This is a genomic window from Streptomyces flavidovirens DSM 40150 (assembly GCF_000429085.1).
Classification (GTDB): Bacteria; Actinomycetota; Actinomycetes; order Streptomycetales; family Streptomycetaceae; genus Streptomyces; species Streptomyces flavidovirens.
The window spans coordinates 109048-135724 of the sequence record NZ_AUBE01000015.1 but is presented as its reverse complement, the minus strand read 5'-3'; the positions used below and the strand labels follow the sequence as shown (position 1 = coordinate 135724).

At 70.4% G+C, this 26677-nt stretch carries 23 protein-coding genes; 11 read left to right on the top strand and 12 right to left on the bottom strand.

Going from position 1 to position 26677, the window contains the following annotated elements; all coding sequences use genetic code 11:
- Nucleotides 1–122 precede the first annotated feature (122 nt).
- The 6 genes from G412_RS0121225 (at nt 123) to G412_RS0121200 (ending at nt 6757) form a co-directional block, all read left to right on the top strand.
- Nucleotides 123–1334 carry a L,D-transpeptidase gene (locus tag G412_RS0121225; RefSeq protein WP_028813833.1) on the top strand — a complete coding sequence of 404 codons (1212 nt, stop codon included), beginning with the start codon at nt 123–125 and terminating at the stop codon, nt 1332–1334.
- Between the two features lie 176 nt (nt 1335–1510).
- Complete coding sequence (locus G412_RS0121220) at nt 1511–2773, top strand: L,D-transpeptidase (protein WP_106964140.1); 1263 nt, start codon at nt 1511–1513, stop codon at nt 2771–2773.
- Nucleotides 2774–2859: 86 nt separating this feature from the next.
- A complete protein-coding gene (locus G412_RS0121215; RefSeq protein WP_028813831.1) occupies nt 2860–3627 on the top strand; it encodes an enoyl-CoA hydratase/isomerase family protein in 768 nt (255 codons plus the stop codon).
- 247 nt (nt 3628–3874) lie between these two features.
- The gene (locus G412_RS0121210; protein WP_028813830.1) at nt 3875–4402 is read left to right on the top strand and encodes an ATP-binding protein; all 528 of its coding nucleotides are present in this window, start codon (nt 3875–3877) and stop codon (nt 4400–4402) included.
- 400 nt (nt 4403–4802) lie between these two features.
- A complete protein-coding gene (locus tag G412_RS0121205) occupies nt 4803–5576 on the top strand; it encodes a polysaccharide deacetylase family protein (RefSeq protein ID WP_028813829.1) in 774 nt (257 codons plus the stop codon).
- Complete coding sequence (locus G412_RS0121200) at nt 5573–6757, top strand: YncE family protein (RefSeq protein ID WP_028813828.1); 1185 nt, start codon at nt 5573–5575, stop codon at nt 6755–6757. The genes G412_RS0121205 and G412_RS0121200 overlap by 4 nt, the downstream gene beginning before the upstream one ends.
- Before the next feature lie 39 nt (nt 6758–6796).
- Here G412_RS0121200 and G412_RS0121195 read toward each other — a convergent pair whose 3' ends face one another.
- The gene (locus G412_RS0121195) at nt 6797–7987 is read right to left on the bottom strand and encodes a cytochrome P450 (RefSeq protein WP_028813827.1); all 1191 of its coding nucleotides are present in this window, start codon (nt 7985–7987) and stop codon (nt 6797–6799) included.
- A gap of 447 nt (nt 7988–8434) precedes the next feature.
- Here G412_RS0121195 and G412_RS0121190 point away from each other — a divergent pair, with 447 nt between their 5' ends.
- A complete protein-coding gene (locus tag G412_RS0121190; RefSeq protein ID WP_028813826.1) occupies nt 8435–8650 on the top strand; it encodes an EF-hand domain-containing protein in 216 nt (71 codons plus the stop codon).
- 29 nt (nt 8651–8679) lie between these two features.
- Here the strand turns inward: G412_RS0121190 and G412_RS0121185 are convergent, their stop codons facing one another.
- The 4 genes from G412_RS0121185 to G412_RS0121170 all read right to left on the bottom strand — a co-directional run bounded on the left by G412_RS0121185 (nt 8680) and on the right by G412_RS0121170 (nt 12667).
- Nucleotides 8680–9282 (bottom strand): PadR family transcriptional regulator, encoded by a 603-nt coding sequence (locus tag G412_RS0121185; protein WP_028813825.1) that lies wholly within the window; start codon nt 9280–9282, stop codon nt 8680–8682.
- Between the two features lie 24 nt (nt 9283–9306).
- Complete coding sequence (locus G412_RS0121180; protein WP_028813824.1) at nt 9307–11349, bottom strand: NADPH-dependent 2,4-dienoyl-CoA reductase; 2043 nt, start codon at nt 11347–11349, stop codon at nt 9307–9309.
- Nucleotides 11350–11511: 162 nt separating this feature from the next.
- On the bottom strand, nt 11512–12087 hold the full coding sequence (locus G412_RS0121175; RefSeq protein ID WP_028813823.1) for a TerD family protein: 576 nt from the start codon (nt 12085–12087) through the stop codon (nt 11512–11514).
- 100 nt (nt 12088–12187) lie between these two features.
- Nucleotides 12188–12667, bottom strand: a complete 480-nt coding sequence (locus tag G412_RS0121170) for a GNAT family N-acetyltransferase (RefSeq protein WP_028813822.1) — start codon at nt 12665–12667, stop codon at nt 12188–12190.
- A 166-nt stretch (nt 12668–12833) separates the two neighbouring features.
- On the opposite strand from G412_RS0121170, the gene G412_RS0121165 reads away from it, so the two are divergent.
- Together G412_RS0121165 and G412_RS35450 are read left to right on the top strand one after the other, a co-directional pair.
- A complete protein-coding gene (locus G412_RS0121165) occupies nt 12834–13592 on the top strand; it encodes a GNAT family N-acetyltransferase (RefSeq protein WP_028813821.1) in 759 nt (252 codons plus the stop codon).
- Complete coding sequence (locus G412_RS35450; RefSeq protein WP_244283147.1) at nt 13589–14428, top strand: lysophospholipid acyltransferase family protein; 840 nt, start codon at nt 13589–13591, stop codon at nt 14426–14428. The genes G412_RS0121165 and G412_RS35450 overlap by 4 nt, the downstream gene beginning before the upstream one ends.
- Nucleotides 14429–14965: 537 nt before the next feature.
- Here G412_RS35450 and G412_RS35445 read toward each other — a convergent pair.
- Both G412_RS35445 and G412_RS0121150 read right to left on the bottom strand, forming a co-directional pair.
- A complete protein-coding gene (locus tag G412_RS35445; RefSeq protein WP_106964143.1) occupies nt 14966–18472 on the bottom strand; it encodes a S8/S53 family peptidase in 3507 nt (1168 codons plus the stop codon).
- Complete coding sequence (locus G412_RS0121150; RefSeq protein ID WP_037649433.1) at nt 18469–20580, bottom strand: M14 family zinc carboxypeptidase; 2112 nt, start codon at nt 20578–20580, stop codon at nt 18469–18471. Before G412_RS0121150 ends, G412_RS35445 begins: the two co-directional genes overlap by 4 nt.
- 222 nt (nt 20581–20802) lie before the next feature.
- Between G412_RS0121150 and G412_RS0121145 the strand changes: the two genes are divergently transcribed.
- Entirely contained in the window at nt 20803–20991 is a 189-nt protein-coding gene (locus tag G412_RS0121145; protein WP_028813819.1) for a CsbD family protein, read from the top strand.
- 92 nt (nt 20992–21083) lie between these two features.
- Here G412_RS0121145 and G412_RS0121140 read toward each other — a convergent pair whose 3' ends face one another.
- The gene (locus tag G412_RS0121140; RefSeq protein WP_028813818.1) at nt 21084–21617 is read right to left on the bottom strand and encodes a hypothetical protein; all 534 of its coding nucleotides are present in this window, start codon (nt 21615–21617) and stop codon (nt 21084–21086) included.
- Nucleotides 21618–21738: 121 nt separating this feature from the next.
- Here G412_RS0121140 and G412_RS35440 point away from each other — a divergent pair, with 121 nt between their 5' ends.
- Nucleotides 21739–22284 (top strand): TetR/AcrR family transcriptional regulator, encoded by a 546-nt coding sequence (locus tag G412_RS35440; protein ID WP_037649430.1) that lies wholly within the window; start codon nt 21739–21741, stop codon nt 22282–22284.
- Between the two features lie 22 nt (nt 22285–22306).
- Here G412_RS35440 and G412_RS0121130 read toward each other — a convergent pair whose 3' ends face one another.
- The 4 genes from G412_RS0121130 to gcvT form a co-directional block, all read right to left on the bottom strand.
- Nucleotides 22307–23674, bottom strand: a complete 1368-nt coding sequence (locus G412_RS0121130; RefSeq protein ID WP_028813817.1) for an L-serine ammonia-lyase — start codon at nt 23672–23674, stop codon at nt 22307–22309.
- Between the two features lie 145 nt (nt 23675–23819).
- Nucleotides 23820–25082 (bottom strand): serine hydroxymethyltransferase, encoded by a 1263-nt coding sequence (glyA, locus tag G412_RS0121125; protein ID WP_028813816.1) that lies wholly within the window; start codon nt 25080–25082, stop codon nt 23820–23822.
- A gap of 19 nt (nt 25083–25101) precedes the next feature.
- Nucleotides 25102–25482 carry a glycine cleavage system protein GcvH gene (gcvH, locus tag G412_RS0121120; protein ID WP_028813815.1) on the bottom strand — a complete coding sequence of 127 codons (381 nt, stop codon included), beginning with the start codon at nt 25480–25482 and terminating at the stop codon, nt 25102–25104.
- A gap of 58 nt (nt 25483–25540) precedes the next feature.
- Nucleotides 25541–26656, bottom strand: coding sequence for a glycine cleavage system aminomethyltransferase GcvT (gcvT, locus tag G412_RS0121115; RefSeq protein WP_028813814.1), 1116 nt, complete (start codon nt 26654–26656; stop codon nt 25541–25543).
- Nucleotides 26657–26677 lie beyond the last annotated feature (21 nt).

The window sequence follows — 26677 nt, the reverse complement described above, 5'->3', positions numbered from 1 at the left end:
GGATCCTTGAGACCGTACGGCGTCCCGGCCGTGGCCCCCTCGCGCAGTCCTCCCACCTGTTCTGCCCGGAACAGGGGTCGTACTCACGTTTCCCCTGGAGGGGGGCGGTCGTTGGGCCGGACGTGAGAGACGCAGTGAGACGCGCACGGGCGGCCCTGGCCGCCGCACTGGCAGGGGCAGCACTCGTCGCCGGGCTCGCCGGGTGCACGGCCGACGGCGAACCGCTGTTCGGCGGCAAGCCGCGCTCCCCCGGGGACGCCATCCGGATCGTTCCCGAGGACGGCGCGAAGGGAATCGGGGCGGACGCCCGGATCGAAGTGAAGGTCCCCGACGGGCGGCTGGAACGGGTCCAGGTCGTACGGGTCGAGGACGCCGACCAGCACGAGGTCACGGGCCGGATCGCGGACGACGGGCTGAGCTGGCGGCCGGATTCCGGGCCGCTGCGGCTGGCCGCCAAGTACACGGTCGACGCGGTCGCCGTCGACGGCCACGGCCGCCGCTCCGCCCGGCACACCTCGTTCACCACGGTCGTCCCCGAGCACCGCTTCATCGGCTACTTCAAGCCGGAGAACCGCTCGACCGTCGGCACCGGCATGATCGTGTCCTTCTCCTTCAACCGTGCCGTCGTCAACCGCGCCGCCGTAGAACGCGCCATCAAGATCAGCTCCCAGCCGCCGGTGGAAGTGTCCGGCCACTGGTTCGCCGCCCAGCGCCTCGACTTCCGGCCGCGCCACTACTGGAAGCCGGGCACCCGCGTCAGCGTCGACCTGGGACTGCGCGACGTCGAGGCGGCGCCCGGTGTGTTCGGCATCCAGCACAAGGAGGTCGGCTTCACGGTCGGCCGTTCCCAGGTCTCGACGGTGGACGCCGAGGCGCACACCATGGTGGTACGGCGCGACGGCGAGAAGCCGGTGAGCGTGCCGGTCAGCGCGGGCGCGCCGAAGACCACGACGTACAACGGAAAGATGGTCGTCACCGAGCTGTACGACGTCACACGCATGGACGGCAGGACCGTCGGCTTCGGTGGCGAGTACGACATCCCCGATGTCCCGCACGCGATGCGGCTGACGGCTTCGGGGACCTTCCTGCACGGCAACTACTGGGCCCCGTCCGAGACGTTCGGATCGGTCAATACCAGCCACGGGTGCATCGGGCTGCGCGATGTGAAGGGCGGCAGCCCCGACACCCCGGCCGGCTGGTTCTTCGACCGCACGCTGGTCGGGGACGTGGTGGAAGTGGTGAACTCCCGTGACCGGAAGGTCGCTCCCGACAACGGCCTCGGCGGCTGGAACATGGACTGGAACCGCTGGAAGGCCGGCTCCGCTCTCCGGTGACCCCTCGCTGACCTGCACGGCCCGCACCGGTCTCCCCGTCACTTGGGACCGAATGGTGACATACACGGGGAGTCGGCGAAACGCCCGGTGTGATTACCATTCACCAGGCGCGCGGTTGCTGCGCGTGGGGGTGCGGGCCATGGCTGGGGCCAGGCCGTGCGAGGGGAGAACAACACGTGAAAAGGCAGCCGATACCGGGGACATCGGCCGGAGCGCGGCGGGGGCGCGGATCTCGGCGCGGGGGACCGGGACTGCTGGCTCTGCTGCTGGGGGCGATGCTGCTGTTCGTCACGGCGTGCGCGGGAAGCGGTGCTTCCGGCGACGGTGGCGGCAAGGGCAAGAAGGACGGGGCGGGTAAGACCGGCGACACCGAGGCGTCGCAGGCGGTGGTGACGATCGTGCCCAGGGACGAGGCGAAGAACGTCGCCACGAGCGGGGCGCTGAAGATCGGCGCCGACAAGGGCAGGCTGACGTCCGTCAAGGTCGAGGACACCAAGGGCAACGAGGTCGAGGGAAAGATCACCGGCGACGGCACCTCCTGGGAGCCGGCGCACCACCTCGGCGCCGCGACCAAGTACAAGGTCCACGCGATCGCGAAGGACTCCGAGGGCCGTGAGTCCGCGAAGGACACCACCTTCACGACACTCGTACCGAAGAACACCTTCGTCACTTACTTCACGCCCGAGGACGGCTCGACGGTGGGCGTGGGAATGCCGGTCTCGCTGCGCTTCAGCCGTGGCATCACCGAGCCGGAGGACGTCGAGAAGGCGGTCAAGGTGACGGCCGAGCCGTCGGTGCCGGTCGAGGGCCACTGGTTCGGCAACGACCGCCTGGACTTCCGCCCCGAGAAGTACTGGGCCGCCGGCACCAAGGTGACGCTGAAGCTGAACCTCGACGGCGTCGAGGGCCGGCCGGGCGTGTACGGCAAGCAGTCGAAGACGGTGAAGTTCACGGTCGGCCGCAGCCAGGTCAGCATCGTGGACGCCAAGGCCCACACGATGACGGTCAAGCGCGACGGCAAGGTCCTCAAGACCGTCCCGATCACCGCGGGCGCCCCGTCGACGACGACGTACAACGGCCAGATGGTCATCAGCGAGAAGTACAGGGTGACGCGCATGAACGGCGCCACCGTCGGCTTCGGCGGCGAGTACGACATCAAGGACGTACCGCACGCGATGCGTCTGTCGACTTCCGGCACCTTCATCCACGGCAACTACTGGGCGGGCGCCGGGACCTTCGGGTCGGCGAACGTCAGCCACGGCTGCGTGGGTCTGCGGGACGTGCGGGGCGGGTGGGACAAGCAGACTCCGGCCGCCTGGTTCTTCAACCACTCGATCCTCGGTGACGTGGTCGTCGTGAAGAACTCCAACGACAAGCAGATCCAGCCGGACAACGGCCTCAACGGCTGGAACATGTCCTGGGCGGAGTGGAAGAAGTAACACGCGCGGTACGTACGTACGGACCCGGTGCACTGTGATGGAGCGCACCGGGTCCGTTGTCGTTAACGGCGGCTAACCTCGCTCGTATGACTGTGAATCTCGAAGTCTCCGAGGGCGTCGGCACCATCCGCCTGGCCCGCCCCCCGATGAACGCGCTGGACATCGCCACCCAGGACCGGCTGCGTGAGCTCGCCGAAGAGGCGACCCGGCGCGACGACGTGCGCGCCGTGGTCATCTACGGCGGCGAGAAGGTGTTCGCCGCCGGCGCGGACATCAAGGAGATGCAGGCGATGGACCACGCGGCGATGGTCGTACGCTCCAGGGCTCTCCAGGACTCCTTCACCGCCGTCGCCCGCATCCCCAAGCCCGTCGTCGCCGCGGTCACCGGCTACGCGCTGGGCGGCGGCTGCGAGCTCGCCCTGTGCGCCGACTTCCGTATCGCCGGCGACAACGCCAAGCTCGGCCAGCCCGAGATCCTCCTCGGCCTGATCCCCGGCGCGGGTGGCACGCAGCGGCTCGCGCGGCTGGTCGGCCCGTCCAGGGCCAAGGACCTGATCTTCACCGGGCGGCACGTGCGCGCCGACGAGGCGCTGACCATCGGCCTGGTCGACCGGGTCGTGCCGGCGGCCGAGGTGTACGAGCAGGCGCACGCCTGGGCCGCGAAGCTCGCCCAGGGCCCCGCGATGGCGCTGCGCGCGGCCAAGGAGTGCGTCGACGCCGGTCTCGAGACGGACCTGGAGACCGGGCTGGCCATCGAACGCAACTGGTTCGCGGGGCTGTTCGCCACCGAGGACCGGGAGCGTGGCATGCGCAGCTTTGTCGACGAGGGCCCCGGTAAGGCCAAGTTCCTCTGACCGTCGGCAAGTTGGCGCACAGGTGGCGGGTACTCCTCTCGGGCGGATTAACCCGGCCTTAACGCGGCCTGAAGGGGACCTTGGCGCGAGGGCTCCGTGATCAGACGCGTCCGTCGCCAACCGCAGGTCAGTTGCTGTGCGTCGATGCATTTTCTGCCACCGGCATATGTCAACCCGTACCCCCTGGCGGGGTGGTTCCGAGGGGCCGAATCCCCCGGAACGGCCCCGGAGGGCCTTTCGGACGGCCATGATGGGGGGCATGGCGGGGCTGGAGGGTGTCGAGCAACCGCGGCCGCGCGGCAGCGCGACCGCCGCACGGTGGACACCGGCTATTGAAGACGAACAGGCGTTCAAAGCCGTGGAGTTGTTCGGGAACCCGACCGACGAAGAGGTACGGCTGCCCTCCCGGCCGGAGTCGGCGGCCACGGCGCGGCGGCTCACGCACTGCGTGGTCCTGCGCCAGTGGCAGCTCTCCCCGCAGACCGCCGAGCATGCGGTGCTGCTCGTCTCGGAGCTCGTGGGCAACGCCGTGCGGCACACCGGCGCCCGCGTCTTCGGACTGCGCATGCTGCGCCGCCGGGGCTGGATAAGGGTCGAGGTGCGGGACCCGTCGCGCGGCCTGCCCTGCCTGATGCCCGTGCGTGAACTCGACATCAGTGGCCGCGGGCTCTTCCTCGTCGACAAGCTCTCCGACCGGTGGGGCGTGGATCTGCTGCCGCGCGGCAAGACCACCTGGTTCGAGATGCGGGTCAGTGACCGTACCGCCGAGCGCTGACCTTCAGAAATGCCGCGGCATGCACAAAAGCCCCCTGCGGGCCGGGGTGCGGCACTTCGGGGGCTTTTGTGGAGCGCCGTGGAACGGGGGGGTGTGATCCACGGCCGCTTGTGATGGCGACCTGGCCCGGGTCAATGGGGGTCGTGGCACCGACTATGGCAGACAGGTGAGCAGGGCGCCAAAAGCCCGCACTGGGTCAAAACGCCGCAACATTGGGCATTCCTGCGATGAATCGCAGGTGAGCTGAGCCACTCACCTGGCAATGTCCGCATAAATATGGGCCAGGGCGAGTGAATCCATACCGGAAGTGGGTGTTGGACACCTGAGCACCGGCGACCCGCTAGACCCCGAATTGGCTCAATCGGTATCTTTTGCTCGCATTACCCCTTAAATAGGGCGCGTGACACTGACCTGCCGCCGCAGCGTGCTGCGCGCCGGAGCCGGAGCGGCCGGGGCGGCCGTCGCGGGAGCGTTCGCCACCGGCTGCGACGCGGACTCCGCGGCACCCGCGCCCGCCCCGGTACCGTCCGCGGTGCCACGCCCGGCCCCCGCCCCCCACCGCTTCCCCGGCCTGCCCGTCCAGATCACCCACGGCCCGCGCGACCGCCGCCGGGTCGCCCTCACCTTCCACGGGCAGGGCGACCCGGCCACCGCGAAGGCCGTACTCGCCGAGGCTGAGCGGGCCGGCGCCCGCGTCACCGTCCTCGTGGTCGGCAGTTGGCTCGACGCCCACCCGCGGCTCGCCCGCCGGATCATCGACGGCGGCCACGACCTCGGCAACCACACCCAGCGACACCTCGCCATCTCCGCCATGGGTGAGGAGGAGGCGTACGCCGAGATCAGCGGCTGCGCGGACCGGCTGCGCCGGCTCACCGGCTCCATCGGCACCTGGTTCCGGCCTTCGCGCACCCGGTACGCCACGCCGCTCGTCCAGCGGCTGGCGCACCGGGCCGGCTACCCGCACGTCCTGTCGTACGACGTCGACTCGCTCGACTTCACCTCGCCCGGCGCCCCGGCCGTCACCCGGAAGATCAGCGGGGAAATCCGCAACGGATCCGTGGTGAGCCTGCACTTCGGCTACGCGGACACGGTCGCCGCCCTGCCCGCCCTCCTCGACGAACTCGACCGCCGCGGCCTGCGCGCGGTGACCACCACGGAGCTGCTGACCCGATGACGACGATCATTCGACGTACGACCGCGCTGCTCGCCGGCGCCCTCCTCGCCGCCCTCGCGGGCTGCGCCGACTCCGACGGCAAGGGGCCCGCCGAGGCGGGCGGCACCAAGGGCGTGGCGTCGCCCGCCGAAGTGAAGAAGACCGCGCCCGCCGGGCTGCCGGGGATGCCACCGGTGCTCGACCCCAAGGACGTGTACGCCGCCGACCGGCCGAACCAACTGTCGCCGGTCGTCAAGAACTTCCCGTCCCGCGTCTATGTCCCCAACACCAACTCCAACACGGTGTCGGTGATCGACCCCAAGACGTACAAGGTCATCAAGACGATCCCGGTCGGTGTCCAGCCGCAGCACGTCGTGCCGTCGTGGGACATGAAGACCCTGTGGGTCAACAACAACCGCGGCCACACCCTCACGCCGATCAACCCCGCCACGGGCGCGGTGGGCAAGCCGGTGGAGGTGCACGACCCGTACAACCTCTACTTCACGCCCAACGGCAAGTACGCCGTCGTCATGGCGTCGATGGACCGCGAACTGGTCTTCCGCGACCCGCACACCATGGACCGCGTCAAGACCGTGCCGGTGAGCTGCGCGGGCGTCAACCACGCGGACTTCTCCGCCGACGGCCGGTACTTCGTCGTCTCCTGCGAGTTCTCCGGCGAGCTCCTCAAGGTCGACACCGAGAAGATGGAGGTCATCGGCCAGCAGAAGCTGCCGTTCGAGGGCGCGATGCCGCAGGACGTGAAGATCTCGCCCGACGGCAAGACGATCTACATCGCCGACATGATGGCGCACGGCATGTGGGTCCTGGACGGCGAGAAGTTCACCACCCCCGATCTGCTGCCGACGGGCAAGGGCTGCCACGGCCTCTACGTCTCGCGCGACTCCAGGGAGATGTACGTCTCCAACCGGGGCGAGGGGTCCGTCTCCGTCTTCGACTTCAAGAAGAACAAGCTGACGAAGAAGTGGCACCTGCCGGACGGGGGCAGCCCCGACATGGGCGGTGTCTCGGCCGACGGCAAGGTGCTGTGGCTGTCCGGGCGTTACGACTCGGAGGTGTACGCCATCGACACCACCACCGGCGAGCAGCTCGCCCGCATCCCGGTCGGCGGCGGCCCGCACGGCCTCGCGGTCTACCCCCAGCCGGGCCGCTACTCACTGGGCCACACGGGCATCTTCCGCTGACGCGAGGTCTCTTGGTCTCCGTTACGTGCCCCGGCGCCCCTACCAGAGCACCGGCAGCCGCTCCGGCAGCCGCTTGATGAAGCCCGTACGCCACACCAGTTGTTCCGCCGGGACCGCGAGCCCCAGCCTCGGCATCCGGTCCACCAGCGCCGCCAGCGCTGTCTCCGCGTGCGCGCGGCCCAGCGCCGAGGCCGGGCAGAAGTGCTTGCCGCCGCCGAAGGCGAGATGCGGGTTGTGTTCGCGGTTCAGGTTCAGGATGTGGGGGTCCTCGAAGACCTCCGGGTCGAAGTTGGCGCCCTCGACCAGGACAAGGACCAGTTCGCCCTTGCGGACGAGCACGTCACCGAGCTGTACGTCGGCGAGGGCGAGGCGGGGCAGACCGTCGCCGATCGACAGGTTCCAGCGCAGCAGTTCGTCGACGGCGCGGCCCATCCGGTCCGGGTGGGCGCGCAGATAACCGATCAGCTCCGGCCGTTGCAGCAGCGCGAGCACGGCGAGCACCAGGAACGCGGACGTGGAGAGCGCGCCGGCGCCGAACAGCGAGGCGGCGACGGTGGCGAGCATCTCGTCCGTCAGATGCGAGGACTCCGCGTCGTCCCGCAGCGCGGCCAGCTCTCCCAGCAGGCCCGCGCGTTCGGACGCGGGGGCGTTCAGCCGCTCCACCATGTAGCCGACGTCCTTGTACCAGTTGAGCTGCGAGCCCTCGAAGGGCTGCGCGCTGGTCATGAACGCGATGTCCAGGCTCGACATCAGCCGGGGCCAGTCCTCGAACGGCACCCCGAGAACCTTGCAGTGCAGGGCCGCCGAGAAGGGATCGGCGAACCCCGCTCGCAGGTCCACCGGCGGCCCCCAGGCCATCAGGTCGTCGATGAGCCGGTCAGCCGTGAGGCGCAGCCAGCCGTGCAGCCCGCCGCCCGTGGGCGGGTTGAGCGCCTTCATCACCGCGCCGCGCAGGCGGGCGCTGTCGAGGTGCCCCATGTTCTTGACGACCTCGGGCGGGATGGTCGGCGCGTACTGCTTCGGCACGCCGGGAGCGGCCGTCTCCCTGAGGCTGAACCGCTCGTCCTCCAGCACCTTTTTGGCCAGCGGATAACTGCTCACCAGCCAGGCACTGTCCCCGGTGAGCGTGCGTACCCGGGCCACCGGCTGCTGCTCGCGAAGCCAGGAACACTCTTCGGGAAGTACGTCGCCCCGCCGCGAGAGGGGAAAATCAAGCAGCTTGTCGGTCATTGTCCGCAGTCCTTCCGTAGGCTTCGGGTTTTTCGACGGCATATGCCTGATCGCGCGCGGCGCGCAGAGGCTTGAGTTCGCCGGCGTCACTGGGGGCATGGCTGCCCTCGGAACAGATGACGCGGCATTGGGGGTATAGGGCTGAAACGTGAATTGCGTCAGTCGTGAGGTCCACTGAAGAACGCCCTTGGCGCCGCTAGTCCCGAGGGGCCCTGTGCTCCTGGTGTGGCGGCGACGCCATGAAGTTATCGCCCGGCGGCAGAGAGTGACGAAGTGGCCCCTGGTATTGGCCGGAACTGTGCAATCCGGGGCGGAAAACGCACTGTTCCCGTGCGGAAAAGGTTTTGCGGAGAAGTACTTGCGGAGGTACTTCAGTGCGCCATCAGGGACCGGCGGCCGGGCCGATAATCTGTGCGGGTTCTATCAGCACCAGAAGGGGTGGATCCAGTGGCGGACATCGAGTCGGCGCGCAAGGCTTTCGAGCGGTACGACATCAACGGGGACGGCACGATCTCGGCGGTCGAGTACAAGAGCGTCATGGCGCAGCTCGGTGACCCCTACGTCACCGAGACGGTGGCCCAGGCCGTAATCAACTCCCATGACAGCAACGGTGACGGCAAGCTCACCTTCGACGAGTTCTGGGCGTCCCAGAACAAGGGCTGACCGTCGTACGGTACGGGCCCGGAATCCACTCAGGCCGTGGATTCCGGGCCCGTACGCGCATCAGTGCCGGTGTCCGGGCCCGTGCTGACGCCCGGGCCCATGTCCGCGAGCTCCGCACGCGCCGCTTCCAGCCAGCCCACCCAGAAGTTCTCCAGGTCGATCCCGGCGCGCAGGACGAGATGCCGCAGCCGGTCGCCCTCGCTGTCCCTGCCGTTCCCGAAGTCCCGCTCCTCGATCGCGCGGTACTCCGCCAACTGCGCCCGGTGAAGCGTCAGATGGCGTCGCACCTCCGCCTCCAGGCCCTGCGTACCCACCACTCCCGCCGCGCGCAGGCGCAGCAGGAGTGCGTCACGGATGGGCTTGGGATCCTCGATCTTCGCCACCCATGCGGCCAGTTCGTTCCGGCCGGCCGGCAGGACCTCGTACTCCTTCTTCTGTCCCCGCGTCGGCTGCCGCGGCCCGGGCAGGGCCCGGATCGCGCCGGACTCCTCCAGCTTGCCCAGTTCGCGGTAGATCTGCTGGTGCGTGGCGGACCAGAAGTAGCCGATGGACTTGTCGAACCTGCGGGTCAGCTCCAGCCCGGACGACGGCTTTTCGAGCAGTGCGGTGAGGATGGCGTACGGGAGGGACATGAGCGCATCCTAGGCAGGTCCACGTCACAGGGTGGCCGCGAGTTCCGTTCCCTGCCGGATCGCGCGCTTGGCGTCCAGTTCGGCTGCGACGTCCGCGCCGCCGATGAGGTGCACGGGCAGTCCGGCGGCGAGCAGGGTGTCGTACAGCTCGCGGCGCGGCTCCTGCCCGGTGCACAGCACGACCGTGTCCACGGGGATCAGCCGCTGCTCGCCGTCGACCGTGAGGTGCAGTCCTTCGTCGTCGACGCGGTCGTACGTCGCGCCCGCGACCATCGTGACGCCGCGGTGCTTGAGCTCGGTGCGGTGGATCCAGCCGGTGGTCTTGCCGAGTCCGGCGCCGACCTTGGTGGCCTTGCGCTGGATGAGGTGGACGGTGCGGGTCTGGGGGGCGCGGACCGGGGCCTGGAGGCCGCCGCGTGAGCCGTACTCCATGTCGACGCCCCACTGGGCGGAGAAGACCTCGGGGCTGAGGCTCGCCGCGTCGTCCGCGTCCGTGGACGTGTCGGTGAGGAATTCGGCCACGTCGAAGCCGATGCCGCCCGCGCCGATGACCGCGACGCGGTCGCCCGCCTTCGCGTCGTCGCGCAGGAGGTCGAGGTAGCTGATGACGCTGGGGTGGTCGATGCCCTCGATCCGCGGGACGCGGGGGGTGACGCCGGTGGCGAGGACGATCTCGTCGAAGCCGGCGGCGGTGAGGGATTCGGCGGTGGCGCGGGTGCCGAGGCGGAGCTCGACGCCGAGCTCGTCGAGCCGGCTGCGGAAGTACCGCAGCGTCTCGTTGAACTCCTCCTTGCCGGGCACCTTGCGCGCGATGTTGAGCTGGCCGCCGATCACCTCGGAGGCGTCGTACAGCGTCACGGCGTGGCCGCGCTCGGCCGTCGTCACCGCGCAGGCGAGCCCGGCGGGCCCGGCGCCGACGACGGCGACGCGCTTGGCGCGGCGGGTGGGAGTCAGGACCAGCTCGGTCTCGTGGCAGGCGCGGGGGTTGACCAGGCAGGAGGTGATGAGCCCGCTGAAGGTGTGGTCGAGGCAGGCCTGGTTGCAGCCGATGCAGGTGTTGATGGCGTCGGAGCGGCCGGCCTCGGCCTTGGCGACGAAGTCGGGGTCGGCGAGGAAGGGGCGGGCGAGCGACACCATGTCGGCGCAGCCGTCGGCGAGCAGCTCCTCGGCCTTCTCGGGGGTGTTGATGCGGTTGGTCGTCACCAGCGGGATCTTCACCGACCCCATGACCCGCTTCGTCACCCAGGCGTACGCGCCGCGCGGCACGGAGGTCGCGATGGTGGGGATGCGGGCCTCGTGCCAGCCGATGCCGGTGTTGATGATCGTCGCACCGGCCGCCTCGACCGCGCGGGCGAGCGTGATGACCTCGTCGAGGGAGGAACCGCCGGGGACGAGGTCGAGCATCGACAGCCGGTAGATGAGGATGAAGTCCGGGCCGACGTGCTCGCGCACCCTGCGGACGATCTCCACGGGGAAGCGCATGCGGTTCTCGTACGAGCCGCCCCACCGGTCGTCGCGGTGGTTGGTGTGCGCGGCGATGAACTCGTTGATCAGGTAGCCCTCGGACCCCATGATCTCCACGCCGTCGTAACCCGCCGACTTGGCGAGCCCTGCCGCACGGACGAAGTCCTCGATGGTCTCCTCGACCTCGGCGTCGGTCAGGGCGTTCGGCGTGTACGGGCTGATGGGCGCCTGGATCGCGCTGGGGGCGACGAGGTCGGGGTGGTAGGCGTACCGCCCGAAGTGCAGGATCTGCATCGCGATCCTGCCGCCCTCGCGGTGCACGGCGTCCGTCACCTGCCGGTGCTGCGTCGCCTCCTCGGGGGTGGTCAGCTTGGCGCCGCCGGGGTAGGGGCGGCCGCGGTCATTGGGGGCTATGCCACCGGTGACCATGAGGCCGACGCCGCCGCGGGCGCGGGTCGCGTAGAACTCGGCCATCCGCTCGAAGCCGCGCTCGGCCTCTTCGAGTCCGACGTGCATGGAACCCATCAGCACGCGGTTGGGCAGGGTCGTGAAGCCCAGGTCGAGGGGGCTCAGCAGGCGCGGGTACGCAGTCGTCGGACTCATGCCGCAATGTGTAGTCGACGCGGGCACCGTTGTGCAACAAGTTGCATAAAGAATGCCCGTGTTAGTTCGGCGACACTCGCGGCTCCGTCACGGCCGACCGCGCACGGCGAACCGGGCTGTCCGGGCCGGGCGTGCCGGCGCGGACAGCCCCGAGGCGGCGTATCAGATGTTGACGCCGAAGTCCGTCGCGATGCCGCGCAGGCCCGAGGCGTACCCCTGGCCGACGGCGCGGAACTTCCACTCCGCGCCGTTGCGGTACAGCTCGCCGAAGACCATGGCCGTCTCGGTCGAGGCGTCCTCGGAGAGGTCGTAACGGGCGAGCTCGTTGTTGTCCGCCTGGTTGACGACCCGGATGAAGGCGTTGCGGACCTGGCCGAAGCTCTGGCCGCGGCTTTCGCCCTCGTGGATCGACACCGGGAAGACGATCTTGTCGACCTCGGCGGGAACCGTGGAGAGGCTCACCTTGATCTGCTCGTCGTCGCCCTCGCCCTCACCGGTGAGGTTGTCACCGGTGTGCTCGACCGAGCCGTCGGGGCTCTTGAGGTTGTTGAAGAAGACGAAGTGCTGGTCCGACACGACCTTGCTGTTGACATCGAGCAGCAGGGCGCTGGCATCGAGGTCGAAGTCGGTCCCGGTCGTGCTGCGTACGTCCCAGCCCAGGCCCACCATGACAGCGGTCAGGCCGGGGGCCTCCTTGGAGAGCGAGACATTGCCGCCCTTGGAGAGACTGACACCCATGAAGATCCCTGCTCAATCCGGCGCGGGCCGCGCCCTTTGACGATCTCTTTGCCCAACCCGCCAACGCTTGCGCGGCCCGCTCAGTTCCCGCCGATCGCCCTCAGTCCTCCGAATGGCGGTCCCATCCGACCGGAATGACGAGCTCCGGGCGGTCCCACATCACCGCGGGCGGGTTGGCGGGTTCGGTTCCGGTCCGCTCGCCGCCCACGCTGAGGTAGAAACCCTCGGCGGGCGGGTGCGAGACCACCCGCACGCCGGAGATCCCCGCGGCGCGCGCCTCGCCGCGCATGTGCGCGACGAGCAGGCGGCCGATGCCCAGGCCCTGGGCGGAGTCGGCCACGAACATCAGGTCGAGCTCCGGCGGGTCCAGCACCAGAGCGTAGAAGCCGAGCAGCCGGTCGTCGTCCGGACCGACGGCCACGAACACCCGGTGCGTCTCGATGTAGTCGGGCCCCACCCGGTATCCGGCCACCATCGGGGCGTACGGGCCCTCGTAGGCGCGGGAGGTCCGTACGAGCCGCGTGAGCCGCTTCGCGTCCCGTGAGGTCGCCCGTCGGACACGGGTAATGCGTGAGCCCATACGGAGAGTATTACTCACCCGCGCCTCGAAGCGACAGCCGTCCGGCCCCGAACCCCGCTGTTCATGCGACGGATCCGGCGGCCAGTCCTCCTTGTCACCGGTACGACCGTCGCCCCCGCCATGCTCCTTGCGCGATCGGCCCCGAACCGGACGGAGAACGGCACCCATGCGCCTCATGCACACCACAGCCACCGCCCCGACGCCCGCCAGCTCGTACGTCACCTCCATCGCGGACTCCGAGGACCAGATCCGGGCGGCGCAGCGGCTGCGGTACCGGGTCTTCGGCGAGGAGATGGGCGCGACCCTCGACTCGCCCCTGGCCGGGCACGACATCGACCCGTACGACGACCTCGTGGACCACCTGATCGTCACCGAGAGCACGACCGGCGAGGTGGTCGGCACCTACCGGCTCCTGCCGCCCGGACGGACCGCACGGTCCTACTCCGACAGCGAGTTCGACCTGCGGGCCCTCGACGGCCTGCGCCCGGCCATGATCGAGGCGGGCCGCTCCTGCGTACACCCGGACCACCGCTCGGGCGCGGTGATCAACCTGATGTGGTCCGCGCTCGCCCGCTACGTCCTGCTCTCCGGCCACCGTTACCTGGCCGGCTGTGCCTCCGTACCCCTGTCGGACGGCGGCACGGCCGCGGCCGGCGCCTGGCTGCTCGGCACGGCGAAGCACTCCTCGCCGCCCGAACTGCGCGTCCACCCGCGACGGCCCTGGAGGCCCGACGCACTGCCGGCCAAGCAGCCCGGTTACGCCGGCCTGCCGCCGCTGCTGCGCGGCTACTTCAGGCTCGGCGCGTGGATGTGCGGGGCGCCCACCCACGACCCCGAGTTCGACGTCGCCGACTTCTTCGTCCTGCTGGACATGGACCGGCTCGGGGACCGCTACCGCCGCTACTTCCTGGGCGAAACCCCGTGAACCCCGTGAACCCGGTGAGCGGGGGCCCCTGGGCCGTGGACGCCGGGTGCACTCCCGACTGCGCGGCCCATGCCGCCCCCCGGGTCCCGATGGCGGAGTCCGTACGCCGGTGCGCTGCCCTGGCGTACGCGATCACCAGGGGCGCGGCCCGTGGTGAACGGCTCGCCGAACCGGGCACGCTGCGCGGCCAGGCAAGGAGCATCCTCGCCGCGCTGGGAATCCGCCTGGACGCCGGCCTGGAACCGCTGACCGTGCCCGGCGGCGGTACGGGCACCCTGATCGTGGCCAACCACGTCTCCTGGCTCGACGTCATCGCCGTACTCGCCGTGGAGCCCGTGACCCTCCTCGCGAAGCGGGAGATCGGCCAGTGGCCGGTCATCGGTACCCTGGCGCGACGCGTGGGCACACGCTTTATCGACCGGGAGGGGCTGCGCGAACTCCCCCGTGCGGTGGCCGACTTGTCCTCGGCCCTTCGCTCAGGCCGCTCCGTGCTGGTCTTCCCCCAGGCCACCACCTGGTGCTCCGCGCCCGGCGGCCGGTTCCGGCGGGCGACGTTCCAGGCGGCGCTCGATGCGGGGGCGCCGGTCCGGCCGGTGACGATCGCGTACGAGCAACTGGGCGCCCCCAGCACGGTGGCCGCGTTCCTCGGCGACGAGGACTTCGTCACCTCGCTGCGCCGGGTGGCCGGCGCGTCAGCTCTGACCGTACGGATCACCCCCCACCCACCGCTGCCGCTGACCGACCGGCGGTCCCTGGCCGGCGAAGCCCGATCGGCTGTGGGCCGGGTGGACTCAGCGCTGTACGCGGGCGCGCGCGTGTCCTCGTCCTCCGCCTGACCGGCCTGCCGCCTTTGACCCCGGACGGAGGAGACGGCCGGGCCCCGGAGGACCCCCGCCCGCCCGGCGCGGGGGTGGGGGGCGGGGGCCCTGCGGGGCTTTTCCCCTACCCGCCCCTTCCCACAACCGGGGCGCCGCCCCGGACCCCGGTCCTCAATCGCCGGACGGGCTGGTTAGTAGTGCGGGGGCGCTGCCCCGGACTCTGGCCCCGGTCCTCAGTCGCCGGACGGGCTGGTTGTCGGTGCGGGGCGCTGCCCCGGACCCCGGGGGCCCCGGTCCTCAGTCGCCGGACGGGCTGGTTAGTGGTGCGGGGGCGCTGTCCCGGATCCTGGCCCCGGTCCTCGGTCGTCGGGCGGGCTGGTTGTCGGTGCGGGGGCGTTGTCCCGGATCCTGGCCCCGGTCCTCGGTCGTCGGGCGGGCTGGTTGTCGGTGCGGGGCGCTGCCCCGGATCCCGGACACCGGTCCTCAATCGCCGGACGGGCTGGTTATCCGCGCGGGGGCGGGGCCCGGACCTGGAGCGCCTTCGGGGGCGTCGTCTCAGCGCAGCCGTGCCCGTACCGCCTCTCGTGCCGTTTCTGTGCCGCGTTCTACGAGACGGACGACGAGCGTCTTGTGGCCGGTGCCGTACGCCGATGTCGCGAAATCGAACCTCCAGTCGTCGACGCCCGTCGCCTGCCGCCACGCCGCCGGGTCCACGGGGGCGTTACGGTCGACGACCTGCCACTCGACCCGCGCGTCGGGCGTGACGCGGAAGGTCGTCCGTGCGACCGCCGACGGCGTGCCGTCCCGTACCGCGCGGACGTACAGCACGTGCTCTCCGACGGCGAGCTTTCCGGCCGACGCCTGCCAGACCCCGGCGGCCTCGTCGAGCTTCGCCGACAGCGGTGAGCCGAACGACTCGTCGTCGACCGACACCTGCACCCGCCGGGTTTCCGGCCGGCCGCCGACGCCGTCCGGGTCGCTCCCGAGGTCCGGGAAGGCGTACCCGCCGCCGGCGACGACCGTCTCGCCCGCCGCGACCTCTGAACCGTCCGAGGGCGCGGTGACCGTGACGCCGAACTCCAGTCCGGTCGGCGGCAGCGGCGCCGGGTCGACCGAGATCCTCGACGCGTGGCCGTCCTCGTAACCGACCTCGGTCAGCGCCGTATTGTCCATCAGTAGCTGCACGGCGAGCTGCTCGCCCGTGAACGCGGGCCGCGCGGTCGTGAAGTCGATCGTGAACTTCACCCAGCAGGGCGAGCCCGAGGCACCGCACAGCACACTTCCGACGACCGGCTGAGTCGCGGCTTTTCCACGGCCGATCTCCCGGTCCGTAGCCATCAGCACCGCCGTGGGCGTCACCACGGCCGGCGCGCGCGTCCGTAGATACAGCTCCGCCCGTACCCGCGATCCGGACGCGAGAGGCTCGCCTAGCTCGTCCGTGGCCGGGTACGCCGACACGGGCAAGTACGGCGCCGCCGACGAAAGGGTGTCCCCGGCCGGGCAGCCGTCCGGGTCGCCCGCGCTGTCGGTGGCTTCCATGGTCCGTTCGCCGCCGCAGTCCGGCCGCTGGTGCAGGTAGTAGTGGAGTGCGTCGGCGGACAGCGGGCCGTCCGCCACTCGCGTTCCGCCGCTGCCCCGCGCGGCCAGTACCGTACGCAGCACTCCCAGCGAGCCGTCGAGCGTCGCCACGTCATCGAGCCCCACCGACACACCGGACGGTATCGGCGCACGATCCGCTGTGCCGTCGCCGTCCCGGTCGTAACCGCCCCAGACACTGTCCCGGATCGCCCGGTCGGCGGCGAAGAAGTCGTCCTCCACCGGCCGTTCCGGCAGCAGCGCACGGCCGAGCAGGACGTCCACCGCCCGGCGCCCGCTCTCCGGTGTCGCCGCGCCGTACCCCTCGAAGAGCACGTTCGCGGGCGTGTACGGCGCGCCCGCCGGCCAGGACGGCGACGGCAGGTCGTCCTTGCCCAGCGGGAAGGCGTTCTTCAGCACGGCCTCACGCAGCTCGCCGCGCGTGAGCCTGCCGTCGTCGAGGTAGACGCTGCCTTCCAGCGCCGCGCCCTCGGCGACGACCTGGCCGGGCTTCTGGCCCGGTCTCGCGTCCCCGATCGCCTCACGTACCCGCTGAAGGGTCGTACCGAAGACACCCGCCGTGTACGGCGTCGCCGCCGACGTCCCGCTGAACTGGTCCTGGCAGTACACCGCCGTATGGCAGGCGGACGGCAGGCTGCCGATGCCCCACGACGACAGGTGTACGGGGATCCCGTCACCGACGACCGCACGTTGGTCGTTGCGGCGCAGCGCCCCGACGGTGATGTTCCAGTCCGGTCCTGTCTGGTCGGAGTGCCAGGTGCTGACCGGTACGTCGAAGGCGTTCCCGACGCCGTTCCCGGCGGCGAAGAGGACCGTCTGGCCGCGCTCGGCGGCCTTCTTCGTGGCCTCCTCGCCGCTCACGACCGGGCCGACGGGCGCGCCCGCGACGTAACCGAACGAGTGCGAAGTGATGTCGATCCACGGGTACTTCACCGCCACGGTCTCGTCCAGCCCCTCCACCATGACGAGCAGGCAGGACGGGCAGTAGCCGTACCGGTTGCCGGCCGAGACCGACGCCGAGCCCGTGCCGTGCCCGTGGTCGTCGAGGACCGGGTGGGCGCCGTCCATGCTCGACGAGTACGCGCCGATGATCTTCGTGCCGGGGATCCAGTGGAGCGTGCCGCCCGTCGTCCGCCCGGTGGTCCAGAGGTCCTTGTCCTCCTCGGGCAGGTAGCCCTTGCCGAGGGTGACGGGGATCGCCGGTGCGGCGGCCGGATAGCCGGGGACGTACTCCGACGGGTGGCGCGTGAAGTTCTTCGTCAGGGCCAGGACATCGGGGTCCGGGTACGTCCGCGCGAAGAACTCCAGGTGGTACGGGTTGATGCCGGTGTCGGCGATGCCGATCACCGTGACGGGCGGTCCGGCGGCGAGCCGGTCCGCCGTACCCACGAGCACCGAGGTCGTCTCCCGCCGCTCCAGGCCATGGGCGTCGGTCGCCTTGAGCGTGACCAGATGCCGGCCCTCGGGGAGCGAAGGCGTGACGGCGGTACCGTCACCGTCGTCGAACCGCCCGTCGCCGTCCAGGTCCCAGGCCGCCTGTACGGGATCGGCGCCGCCCGAGACCGAGCCGCTGAGCCGCTGCCCGGCTCCGGTCTCGAACTCGTACGGACCGCCCGCCTTCACGACCGGACGCGGATCGGCCGGCCGGGTACGCGCCACCACCTCGGCCGTCACCTCGTCCGTCACCGTGGCCCACCTGACCGCGACGACCTTCCAGGTCCCGGCCACCGGCGAGGAGACCGACGTACGCTCCGGATGCTCACCCGACTCCGATCGCGCCACGACCTCACCGGACGGATCGGCCACCCGCAGGTCGTAGTCCTGGGCCGTCGTCTTCCACGACAGGGTGACGTCGAAGGACTTCACCCCGGCCGGAACGGCGAAGGGGAACTCCACGGCCGTCCCGGCGGGGAAGACGCCCGGTGTCGGGTCGGTCTTCGTCTCCTTGAGAAGCTGGTCCGAAGTCTCCTCGACCACGACGACCTTGACGTCGTCGCTCACCGTGGTGCCGCGCGCGTCGGTGACGGCCAGCCGCAGCTCGTACGTCGCCGGGGCGAGGCCGGCGGTGTCGAACTCGGCGCTCGCCGAGTCCGCACCGGCCACCTTGCCCCGCACCGCCGACCAGGCCCAGGTGTACGGCGCCGTACCGCCGTGCGCCGCGCCGAGCAGCACGGCCTTCTCACCCGAGGCGACGAAGGCGCTGTCACCGGCGTCGGCCACCAGCGGCGCGGGCTCGGCCGGTGGCTCACCGGGTGCGCCCGGTCTCGCCGTACCGGTGACCGGCACATCACCGCTGAGCGCCTTCGGCACCTTGCCGTCGACGACTTGCTGCCCGCCGACGGTGCTGACCGCGACGTCGGCGGTGCTGGTCGTGGCCGAGCTGGGGCCCGCCGAGAGGGGGGCGAGGAGAAGAAGCGAGACGACGACGGATGCGAGCCGGCCCGTCCGTACGCGGGCGGCCGTCATCCGGTCGTCCACTTCTGCGCGCAGAGGCCGAGGTCCGCCTTGACCTGCTGGTTCCGGTCCACGACGACCGGCAGTTGCTGGAGGACCCTGCCGTTCTTCTCGCAGGACAGCGTCCAGTTCTCGATGAGGCCTCCCGCCGTCCGCTCGCCGGCGTCGAACAGCGCGGCGGTCATGGTCCATGAGGGCGCGACCGACGCCCAGTTCTCCACCCGCAGTACGTATGTCCCCTGCTCGGGGTTCTCCAGGAACACCCGTTCCTTCACTCCGACACTGCCGGCCGAGCTGCCGGCCCCGGTGAGCGTCCCGTCGGCGTTCTTGCGGAACACGCGCAGGTCGAGGTCGTCGGGCGTCGGCCAGTCCAGCTTCACCTCGAAGACGTCGGCCGCCCGGTCGACGGTGAACTCCTTGTCCGTCGGCATGGCGGGCAACGTCGTACCGGTGAACGTCTCCCGCTTCAGCGGCTCGGACGAGATCACCTTGATCTGCCTGGCCTTGACCACCGGGCGGGTCGACGGGTTCACGTGCCAGCTGTACTTGCCGCCCGCCCCGACCACCATCGTGGTGTCGAGCGTGTCCTTGATCGCACCCGACCACGTCGGCGTGGCGAAGGTCTTCTTCAGCCGCAGCGTGGCGCCGGCGGGCGCCTTGCCCGCGATGACGGAGTGCGTACGCGCGTCGACCGCGTGCTCCAGCGCGATGAGGTACGTCTCCCGGTTGCCCTTCCCCGCGAACGCACCGGCGCCGAGGTACTCGTCGATCACCTTCGGGAACGGCGGGTGGAACTCGTCGGGACCGATCTCGAAGGTGTAACCGAAGCCGCCGGTCGCGTTGTACGACCAGTCCTCGGTCGAGCCGGTGGTGTCGTACAACTGCCAACTGTGCTGGCTGGTATAGCCGTTCTGCGCCGCCATCCGGTCGCCGAGGTCCTTCAGAGCCGCCTCGTCGGGCGGATCGCCGACGGGCTGCCCGTCGGGCCCGGTGGTGTCGGGCGCGACGCCGTTCGGGCGCAGCACCAGGTTGGAGAAGGTGTGGTTGGTGATGAGTGCGGTCACCTGCCGCGTGCTCACCAGCTCCCGGATGTTCTGCGTCTCCGGCTCGGAGAACGGCCCGGCGCCCCGGTAGGTGGCCTGGACGGGCTCCGCGGCCGCGCCCGGACCGCCCCAGAATCCGCCGTAGTTGCGGTTGGGGTCCACGCCCGCCCCGAAGCCGCCCGGACTGGACACCAGCGCGCACTCGCCCGCCACCGGTGCCTGGCCGTCGACGATGCGGCAGTTCTTGCGCTTGTACGCGTTGCCGGGCGTGGCCAGGATCGACGCCGTACCGCCGTCGTCGACCGACCGCAGGTCGATCAAGTGCCCGTCGCTGACCGACTTCTCGAAGCCGTCGACGTTGACGACGGGCACGACCACGACGCGGGCCTTCTTCAGCAGACCGGTGATCCTGTCGTCGCTGCCGTAGTTCTTGACCAGGTCGTAGGCGAACTCGATGGCGTGCTCACCGGACGGCCATTCGCGGGCGTGGTGCACACCCATCATGAGGAAGACGGGCCGGCCGTCCTGCGCGGCCCGCACGTTGTGCCCGATCTCCACGCCGTAGACCGCCTTGCCCTCAAGGCTCTTGTGGTTGAGGGCGAACTTCTTCACGAGGTCGGGCCGGATCGCGGCCAGCCGGCCGAGGTCGTCGTTGTAGTCGGCGAGATCGCGGTACGTGTCCCGGCCTGAGGGCAGCGGTGACTCCTGGGTGGCGGCGGCGTACGAGCGGTTCGCCGTGTTGATCTCGGACTCGCGCTCGGCGAGGTCGGGTATGCGTACGTTCCAGGTGAGGCCGGCGGCCCGCAGGGCTTCGGCGTCGGCCGCCCGGTGCAGTACCACCTCGACGTAGTCGTGGCCCGCGTGCTCGGTCATGTCGAGGCCGAGTCCGCTCAGCAGGGCCTTCGCGGCCCGGTTCGGCGTATCGACGGTCACGAGCTGGACCGGGAAGCCCCCGGCTGCTCCGGCTGCTCCGGCGGGCGGGGCGATGACGGTGGGAAGCAGGCCGAACGCGACGGCGGTGGCCGCGGCGGCGGCGAGCGTGGTGCGTCTGCGGTGAGGTCGGAACGAAGCGGTCACATGAACTCCTGCCAAGTGAAGCCCTGCCCCGGCGGCCTCGCGTCTCGTGGACGGCGGAGGAACCGAGCGCTGTCCGATCGGACACGTAACCGGGACCGTAATCACGGGTCATGGCATGCACAAGACATGTAGCGGAATCTCCGCGTCCTGTCTCGTCGGCAGGTTTGACCGACGCGTTTGCGGTGAGACGCAACAGCGTCCGATTCGTTCGACCGGCAGGACGTGAGCACTGTGACTGGGAAGAAGGGCGAGAAGCCCAAGGCCAAGACCGAGCAGGTCAAGGGCAAGGTCAAGGAAGCCACCGGACGGGCCGTGGGCGACGAGTCCATGGAAACCGAGGGCCGCGTGGAACAGACCAAGGGCGACGCACGCCAGGCGAAGGAAAAGATCAAGGACACTTTCAAGCACTGAGGTGCGGGAAGAGCGGGATGCGTCCGGCCCGGTCAAGTCACGCCTGACCGGGCCGGACGCGTGAGCCTTTACCGCCCTACCGCCCTACCGCCCTACCGCCCGTAGGCGTCCGTACGGGGCAGGGGACCGGCGTCGGCGTGCCGGCCGGGGCGCACGGCGGCGTGGCGCCGGCCGGGTCCGGGGCCGCTGCGGGCGGCGAGTGCGTCGGCGACGGCGCCGGTGACGAAGCCATAGACGGTCTTGTGCAGCAGGTCCACCACCAGTTCGGTGCGTGGCCAGGTCGCGGGCGGGGCGCCGACGCCCGTGGCGTTCTCCAGGATCTGGTCATTGGTGAGACGGACGACGGTGAACTGCGCCGAGGCCACCGGCCCGCGCAGGCCCGCGTGGGCCATCACCGAGCGCAGGACGCCGAGGAGGGCGGCCTGCCCGAAGTGCATGGCCCAGTTGACCGGCAGCGGCTGCTTGCCGGGACGTTCGCCCATGCCGGTCAGGCGTTCCAGAACGCGTCCGGGGACGTGGGAGTCGGGTCGGCCGGTGATCGCTTGCTCGATTTTCTCGCCGAGCGTCATCACCACGCCTCCGGCGGCGCCGGCCACCAGGCCCTGCCACAATGCGCGTTTGATCATGTCCTGCCGCGTACCCCCTGCCGGTGCGTCCACCCACTCCACGCCCCGCGGTGCACCCCGTTGCCGCGCCCGCTCACCCGGACGCGCGCAACGCAAGAACACCGAGCGGAGGGCGGCCCTCGTGGATGCCGCTATTGAGGTGCTGGCCAGGGAAGGCGCCCGCGGCCTGACGTTCCGGTCGGTGGACGTCGAGGCCGCCGTACCTCCGGGGACGGCGTCCAATTACTTCGCCAGCCGCGACGACCTGCTCACCCGGGCGGGCTCCCGAGTGTACGAACGGCTCCAGCCGGACGACGCGACGATGGCCCGGCACCGGACGAGCGCACCGGACCGTCACACCTACGTGGTGCTGATGCGCGAACTCATCGCCCGTATCGGCGCGTTCCGGACCGGCCACCTCGCCCTGCTCGAACTCCGGCTGGAAGCGACCCGCCGCCCCGAGCTGCGCGCGGTGCTGACCGGGAGAGTCCGTGCGGACATCGACGCCAACGCCAACGTGGCCTACCACCTGGCCTCCGGCCTGCCCGGCGACGCGACGGCCGTTCGCCTGCTCTACCTGGCGTTCAACTGGATCGTCGTGGAACAGCTCACCCTGCCGGACGTCTTCTCCGAGGCCGAACGCGACGCGCTCGTCGCAGCCGCGGTCGAGCGCATCGTCACGCCGTAATACGCAAACCGGGGCTGTTCCCTCAGCACTCGATGATGTTGACCGCCAGACCGCCGCGCGCCGTCTCCTTGTACTTGACCGACATGTCCGCGCCGGTCTCCTTCATGGTCTTGATGACCTTGTCCAGAGACACCTTGTGGCTCCCGTCGCCGCGCATCGCCATCTTCGCCGCCGTGACGGCCTTGACCGCCGCCATGCCGTTGCGCTCGATGCACGGGATCTGGACCAGGCCGCCGACCGGGTCGCAGGTCAGGCCCAGGTTGTGCTCCATGCCGATCTCGGCCGCGTTCTCGACCTGCTCGGGGGTGCCGCCGAGGACTTCGGCGAGCGCGCCGGCCGCCATCGAGCAGGCGGAGCCGACCTCGCCCTGGCAGCCGACCTCGGCGCCGGAGATCGAGGCGTTCTCCTTGAAGAGCATGCCGATGGCGCCCGCGGAGAGCAGGAAGCGGACCACGCCCTCCTCGTCCGCGCCGGGCACGAAGTTCATGTAGTAGTGCAGGACCGCCGGGATGATGCCGGCGGCGCCGTTCGTCGGCGCGGTGACGACGCGGCCGCCCGCCGCGTTCTCCTCGTTGACCGCCATCGCGTAGAGCGTGATCCACTCCATCGACAGGGCCAGCGGGTCGCCCTCGGAGCGCAGCTTGCGCGCGGTGTTCGCGGCGCGCCTGCGTACCTTCAGACCGCCCGGCAGGATGCCCTCACGGGACATGCCGCGCGCGACGCAGTCCTGCATCGCCCGCCAGATCTCAAGGAGGCCCTCGCGGATCTCCGTCTCACTGCGCCAGGCCTTCTCGTTCTCCAGCATCAGGGCGGAGATCGACAGGCCGGTCTCCTTCGCCAGGCGCAGCAGCTCGTCACCGGTGCGGAAGGGGTACTTCAGTACGGTGTCGTCGAGCTTGATCCGGTCCTCGCCCACCGCGTCCTCGTCGACGACGAAACCGCCGCCCACCGAGTAGTACGTCTTCTCCAGCAGCGGCGCGCCCTCGGCGTCGTACGCCCACAGCGTCATGCCGTTGGCGTGGTACGGCAGAGCCTTGCGGCGGTGCAGGATCAGGTCCTCGTCGAAGTCGAAGCTGATCTCGTGCACGCCGAGCAGGTTGATCCGCCCGTCGGCCTTGATCCGCTCGAACTCCTCGTCGGCGGTCTCGACGTCGACCGTGCGCGGGGAGTTGCCCGCCAGCCCGAGCAGGACGGCCTTCGGGGTGCCGTGGCCGTGGCCGGTCGCGCCCAGCGAGCCGAACAGCTCGGCGCGTATCGAAGCGGTGTGGGCCATGAGGCCGTCGTTCTTGAGGCGGCCCACGAAGAGGCGGGCGGCGCGCATCGGGCCGACCGTGTGGGAGCTGGACGGGCCGATGCCGATCGAGAACAGGTCGAAGACCGAGATGGCCACGGGGTGACTCCTAAGGGTTGGTAGACGCCGCTGTCTGCCTGCGGGGGTGGTGCAGATGATCTAGGGCGGGGCAACACGGTGCGGGGCACCGCACTCACTGTTCAGTGTGCGCGGTGCCCCGTTATTCAGTCTGTGCCGTACGTAACTACTTCAGACCAGGGTAAAGCGGGTGCTTCCCGGCCAGGGCCGTGACCCGGGCGGCCAGGGCCTCGGCGTCGTACGACGGCTTCAGCGCCTCGGCGATGATGTCCGCGACCTCGGCGAAGTCCTCGGCCTGGAAACCGCGGGTGGCCAGGGCCGGCGTACCGATCCGCAGACCCGAGGTGACCATCGGGGGGCGCGGGTCGTTCGGGATGGCGTTGCGGTTGACCGTGATGCCGAGACCGTGGAGACGGTCCTCGGCCTGCTGGCCGTCGAGCTCGGAGTTCCGCAGGTCGACCAGGACCAGGTGGACGTCCGTGCCGCCGGTGAGAACGGACACGCCGTGCTCGGTGACGTCGGCCCGCACCAGGCGCTCCGCCAGGATGCGGGCGCCGTCCAGGGTGCGCTGCTGGCGCTCCTTGAACTCCTCGCTCGCGGCCACCTTGAAGGAGACGGCCTTCGCGGCGATGACGTGCTCCAGCGGGCCGCCCTGCTGACCGGGGAAGACCGCCGAGTTGATCTTCTTGGCGAGCTCGGCGGTGGAGAGGATCACTCCGCCGCGCGGGCCGCCGAGCGTCTTGTGCGTGGTCGTGGTGACGACGTGGGCGTGCGGCACCGGGTTCGGGTGCAGGCCCGCGGCGACCAGACCGGCGAAGTGCGCCATGTCGACCATGAGGTACGCGCCGACCTCGTCCGCGATGCGGCGGAAGGCGGCGAAGTCCAGTTGACGCGGGTACGCCGACCAGCCGGCCACGATCAGCTTCGGCTTCGACTCCTTGGCGAGGCGCTCGACCTCGGCCATGTCGACCTCACCGGTGGCGTCGTCCACGTGGTACGCGACCACGTTGTAGAGCTTGCCGGAAAAGTTGATCTTCATGCCGTGGGTCAGGTGACCGCCGTGGGCGAGGTTCAGACCCATGATCGTGTCGCCGGGCTTCAGCAGCGCGAACATCGCGGCGGCGTTGGCCTGGGCGCCCGAGTGCGGCTGTACGTTCGCGTGCTCGGCGCCGAAGAGCGCCTTGATGCGGTCGATCGCGATCTGCTCGACGACATCGACGTGCTCGCAACCGCCGTAGTAACGGCGGCCGGGGTAGCCCTCGGCGTACTTGTTGGTGAGTACGGAGCCCTGGGCCTCCATGACCGCGACCGGAGCGAAGTTCTCCGAGGCGATCATTTCGAGGGTGGACTGCTGGCGGAGCAGCTCGGCGTCGACGGCGGCGGCGACGTCCGGGTCGAGCTCATGCAGGGGAGTGTTGAGAAGCGTCATCACGGTCCCGATCGAGGTCTTAGTTGCCGGAGGAGAAGGCGTCGTACTCGTCGGCGGAGAGCAGGTCGCCCGGCTCGTCCGTGACGCGCACCTTGAAGAGCCAGCCGCCCTCGAACGGGGCGGAGTTCACCAGCGACGGGTCGTCGACGACGTCCTGGTTGGACTCGACGACCTCACCGCTCACGGGGGAGTAGAGGTCGCTGACCGACTTGGTCGACTCCAGCTCGCCGCAGGTCTCGCCCGCGCTCACCGTGTCGCCGGCCGCCGGGAGGTCGGCGTAGACGACGTCACCGAGCGCGTTGGCCGCGAACTCCGTGATGCCGACCGTCGCGACGCCGTCCTCGGCGGTCGACAGCCACTCGTGCTCCTTGCTGTAACGCAGCTGCTGGGGGTTGCTCATGACCTGAATTCTCCTGTACGCGGGGGAGTGGTGGTGAACGGGGAGGTTGTGCGGGGGGTCACTTCTGGCGCTTGTAGAACGGCAGCGCGACGACCTCGTACGGCTCATGCGTACCGCGGATGTCGACGCCGACGCCGGAGGTGCCGGGCGCCGCGTGCGCGGCGTCGACGTACGCCATGGCGATCGGCCTGCCCAGCGTCGGGGACGGGGCGCCGGAGGTGACCTCGCCGATGACCTTGCCGTCGGCGACGACGGAGAAACCGGCACGCGGGACCCGGCGGCCCTGCGCGATCAGGCCCACGAGCTTGCGCGGCGGGGCGGTCTCGGCGCGCTCGGCGGCGGCCTGAAGGGCGGCGCGGCCGACGAAGTCGCCCTCCTTCTCGAACTTCACGACCCGGCCCAGGCCCGCGTCGAACGGGGTCAGCGCGGTGGTCAGCTCGTGTCCGTACAGCGGCATGCCCGCTTCCAGGCGCAGGGTGTCACGGCACGAGAGGCCGGCCGGGACGAGGCCCGCGTCCTTGCCCGCGTCGGTCAGTGCCTGCCACAGCTTCTCGGCGTGCTGCGGCTCCACGAACAGCTCGAAACCGTCCTCGCCGGTGTAGCCGGTACGGGCGATGAGGGCCGGGACTCCGGCGACGGTGCCGGGCAGGCCGGCGTAGTACTTGAGCCCCTCGAGGTCCGCGTCGGTGACGGACTTCAGGATGCCGGGGGACTCGGGGCCCTGGACGGCGATCAGGGCGTACGCGTCCCGGTCGTCCCGTACGACGGCGTCGAAACCGGCGGCGCGCTCGGTGATCGCATCGAGGACGATCTGCGCGTTTCCGGCATTGGCGACCACCATGTACTCGGTTTCGGCCAGGCGGTAGACGATCAGGTCGTCGAGGATCCCGCCGTCCTCCTGGCAGATCATCGTGTAGCGGGCGCGGCCGGGGCCGATCGTGCCGATGTTGCCGACGAGTGCGTAGTCGAGGGCGTTCACGGCCTGGGGTCCGGTGACGGTGATCTCCCCCATGTGGGAGAGGTCGAAGAGGCCGGCGCGGTTGCGTACGGCGTTGTGCTCGTCGCGCTCGCTGGCGTACCGCAGCGGCATGTCCCAGCCCGCGAAGTCGGTCATGGTCGCGCCCAGCGCACGGTGCAGCGCGTCGAGGGCGGTGTGACGGGGGACATTGCTCATGTGTGGGGCTCCCAGGGCATG

Bases quoted from the DNA above. Each gene is read 5' to 3' on its own strand.
- G412_RS0121215 (WP_028813831.1), top strand. From the start codon at position 2,860: ATGACTGTGAATCTCGAAGTCTCCGAGGGCGTCGGCACCATCCGCCTG.
- G412_RS0121210 (WP_028813830.1), top strand. From the start codon at position 3,875: ATGATGGGGGGCATGGCGGGGCTGGAGGGTGTCGAGCAACCGCGGCCG.
- G412_RS0121200 (WP_028813828.1), top strand. From the start codon at position 5,573: ATGACGACGATCATTCGACGTACGACCGCGCTGCTCGCCGGCGCCCTC.
- G412_RS0121195 (WP_028813827.1), bottom strand. From the start codon at position 7,987: ATGACCGACAAGCTGCTTGATTTTCCCCTCTCGCGGCGGGGCGACGTA.
- G412_RS0121185 (WP_028813825.1), bottom strand. From the start codon at position 9,282: ATGTCCCTCCCGTACGCCATCCTCACCGCACTGCTCGAAAAGCCGTCG.
- G412_RS0121180 (WP_028813824.1), bottom strand. From the start codon at position 11,349: ATGAGTCCGACGACTGCGTACCCGCGCCTGCTGAGCCCCCTCGACCTG.
- G412_RS0121175 (WP_028813823.1), bottom strand. From the start codon at position 12,087: ATGGGTGTCAGTCTCTCCAAGGGCGGCAATGTCTCGCTCTCCAAGGAG.
- G412_RS0121170 (WP_028813822.1), bottom strand. From the start codon at position 12,667: ATGGGCTCACGCATTACCCGTGTCCGACGGGCGACCTCACGGGACGCG.
- G412_RS0121165 (WP_028813821.1), top strand. From the start codon at position 12,834: ATGCGCCTCATGCACACCACAGCCACCGCCCCGACGCCCGCCAGCTCG.
- G412_RS35445 (WP_106964143.1), bottom strand. From the start codon at position 18,472: ATGACGGCCGCCCGCGTACGGACGGGCCGGCTCGCATCCGTCGTCGTC.
- G412_RS0121140 (WP_028813818.1), bottom strand. From the start codon at position 21,617: ATGATCAAACGCGCATTGTGGCAGGGCCTGGTGGCCGGCGCCGCCGGA.
- glyA (WP_028813816.1), bottom strand. From the start codon at position 25,082: ATGACGCTTCTCAACACTCCCCTGCATGAGCTCGACCCGGACGTCGCC.
- gcvH (WP_028813815.1), bottom strand. From the start codon at position 25,482: ATGAGCAACCCCCAGCAGCTGCGTTACAGCAAGGAGCACGAGTGGCTG.
- gcvT (WP_028813814.1), bottom strand. From the start codon at position 26,656: ATGAGCAATGTCCCCCGTCACACCGCCCTCGACGCGCTGCACCGTGCG.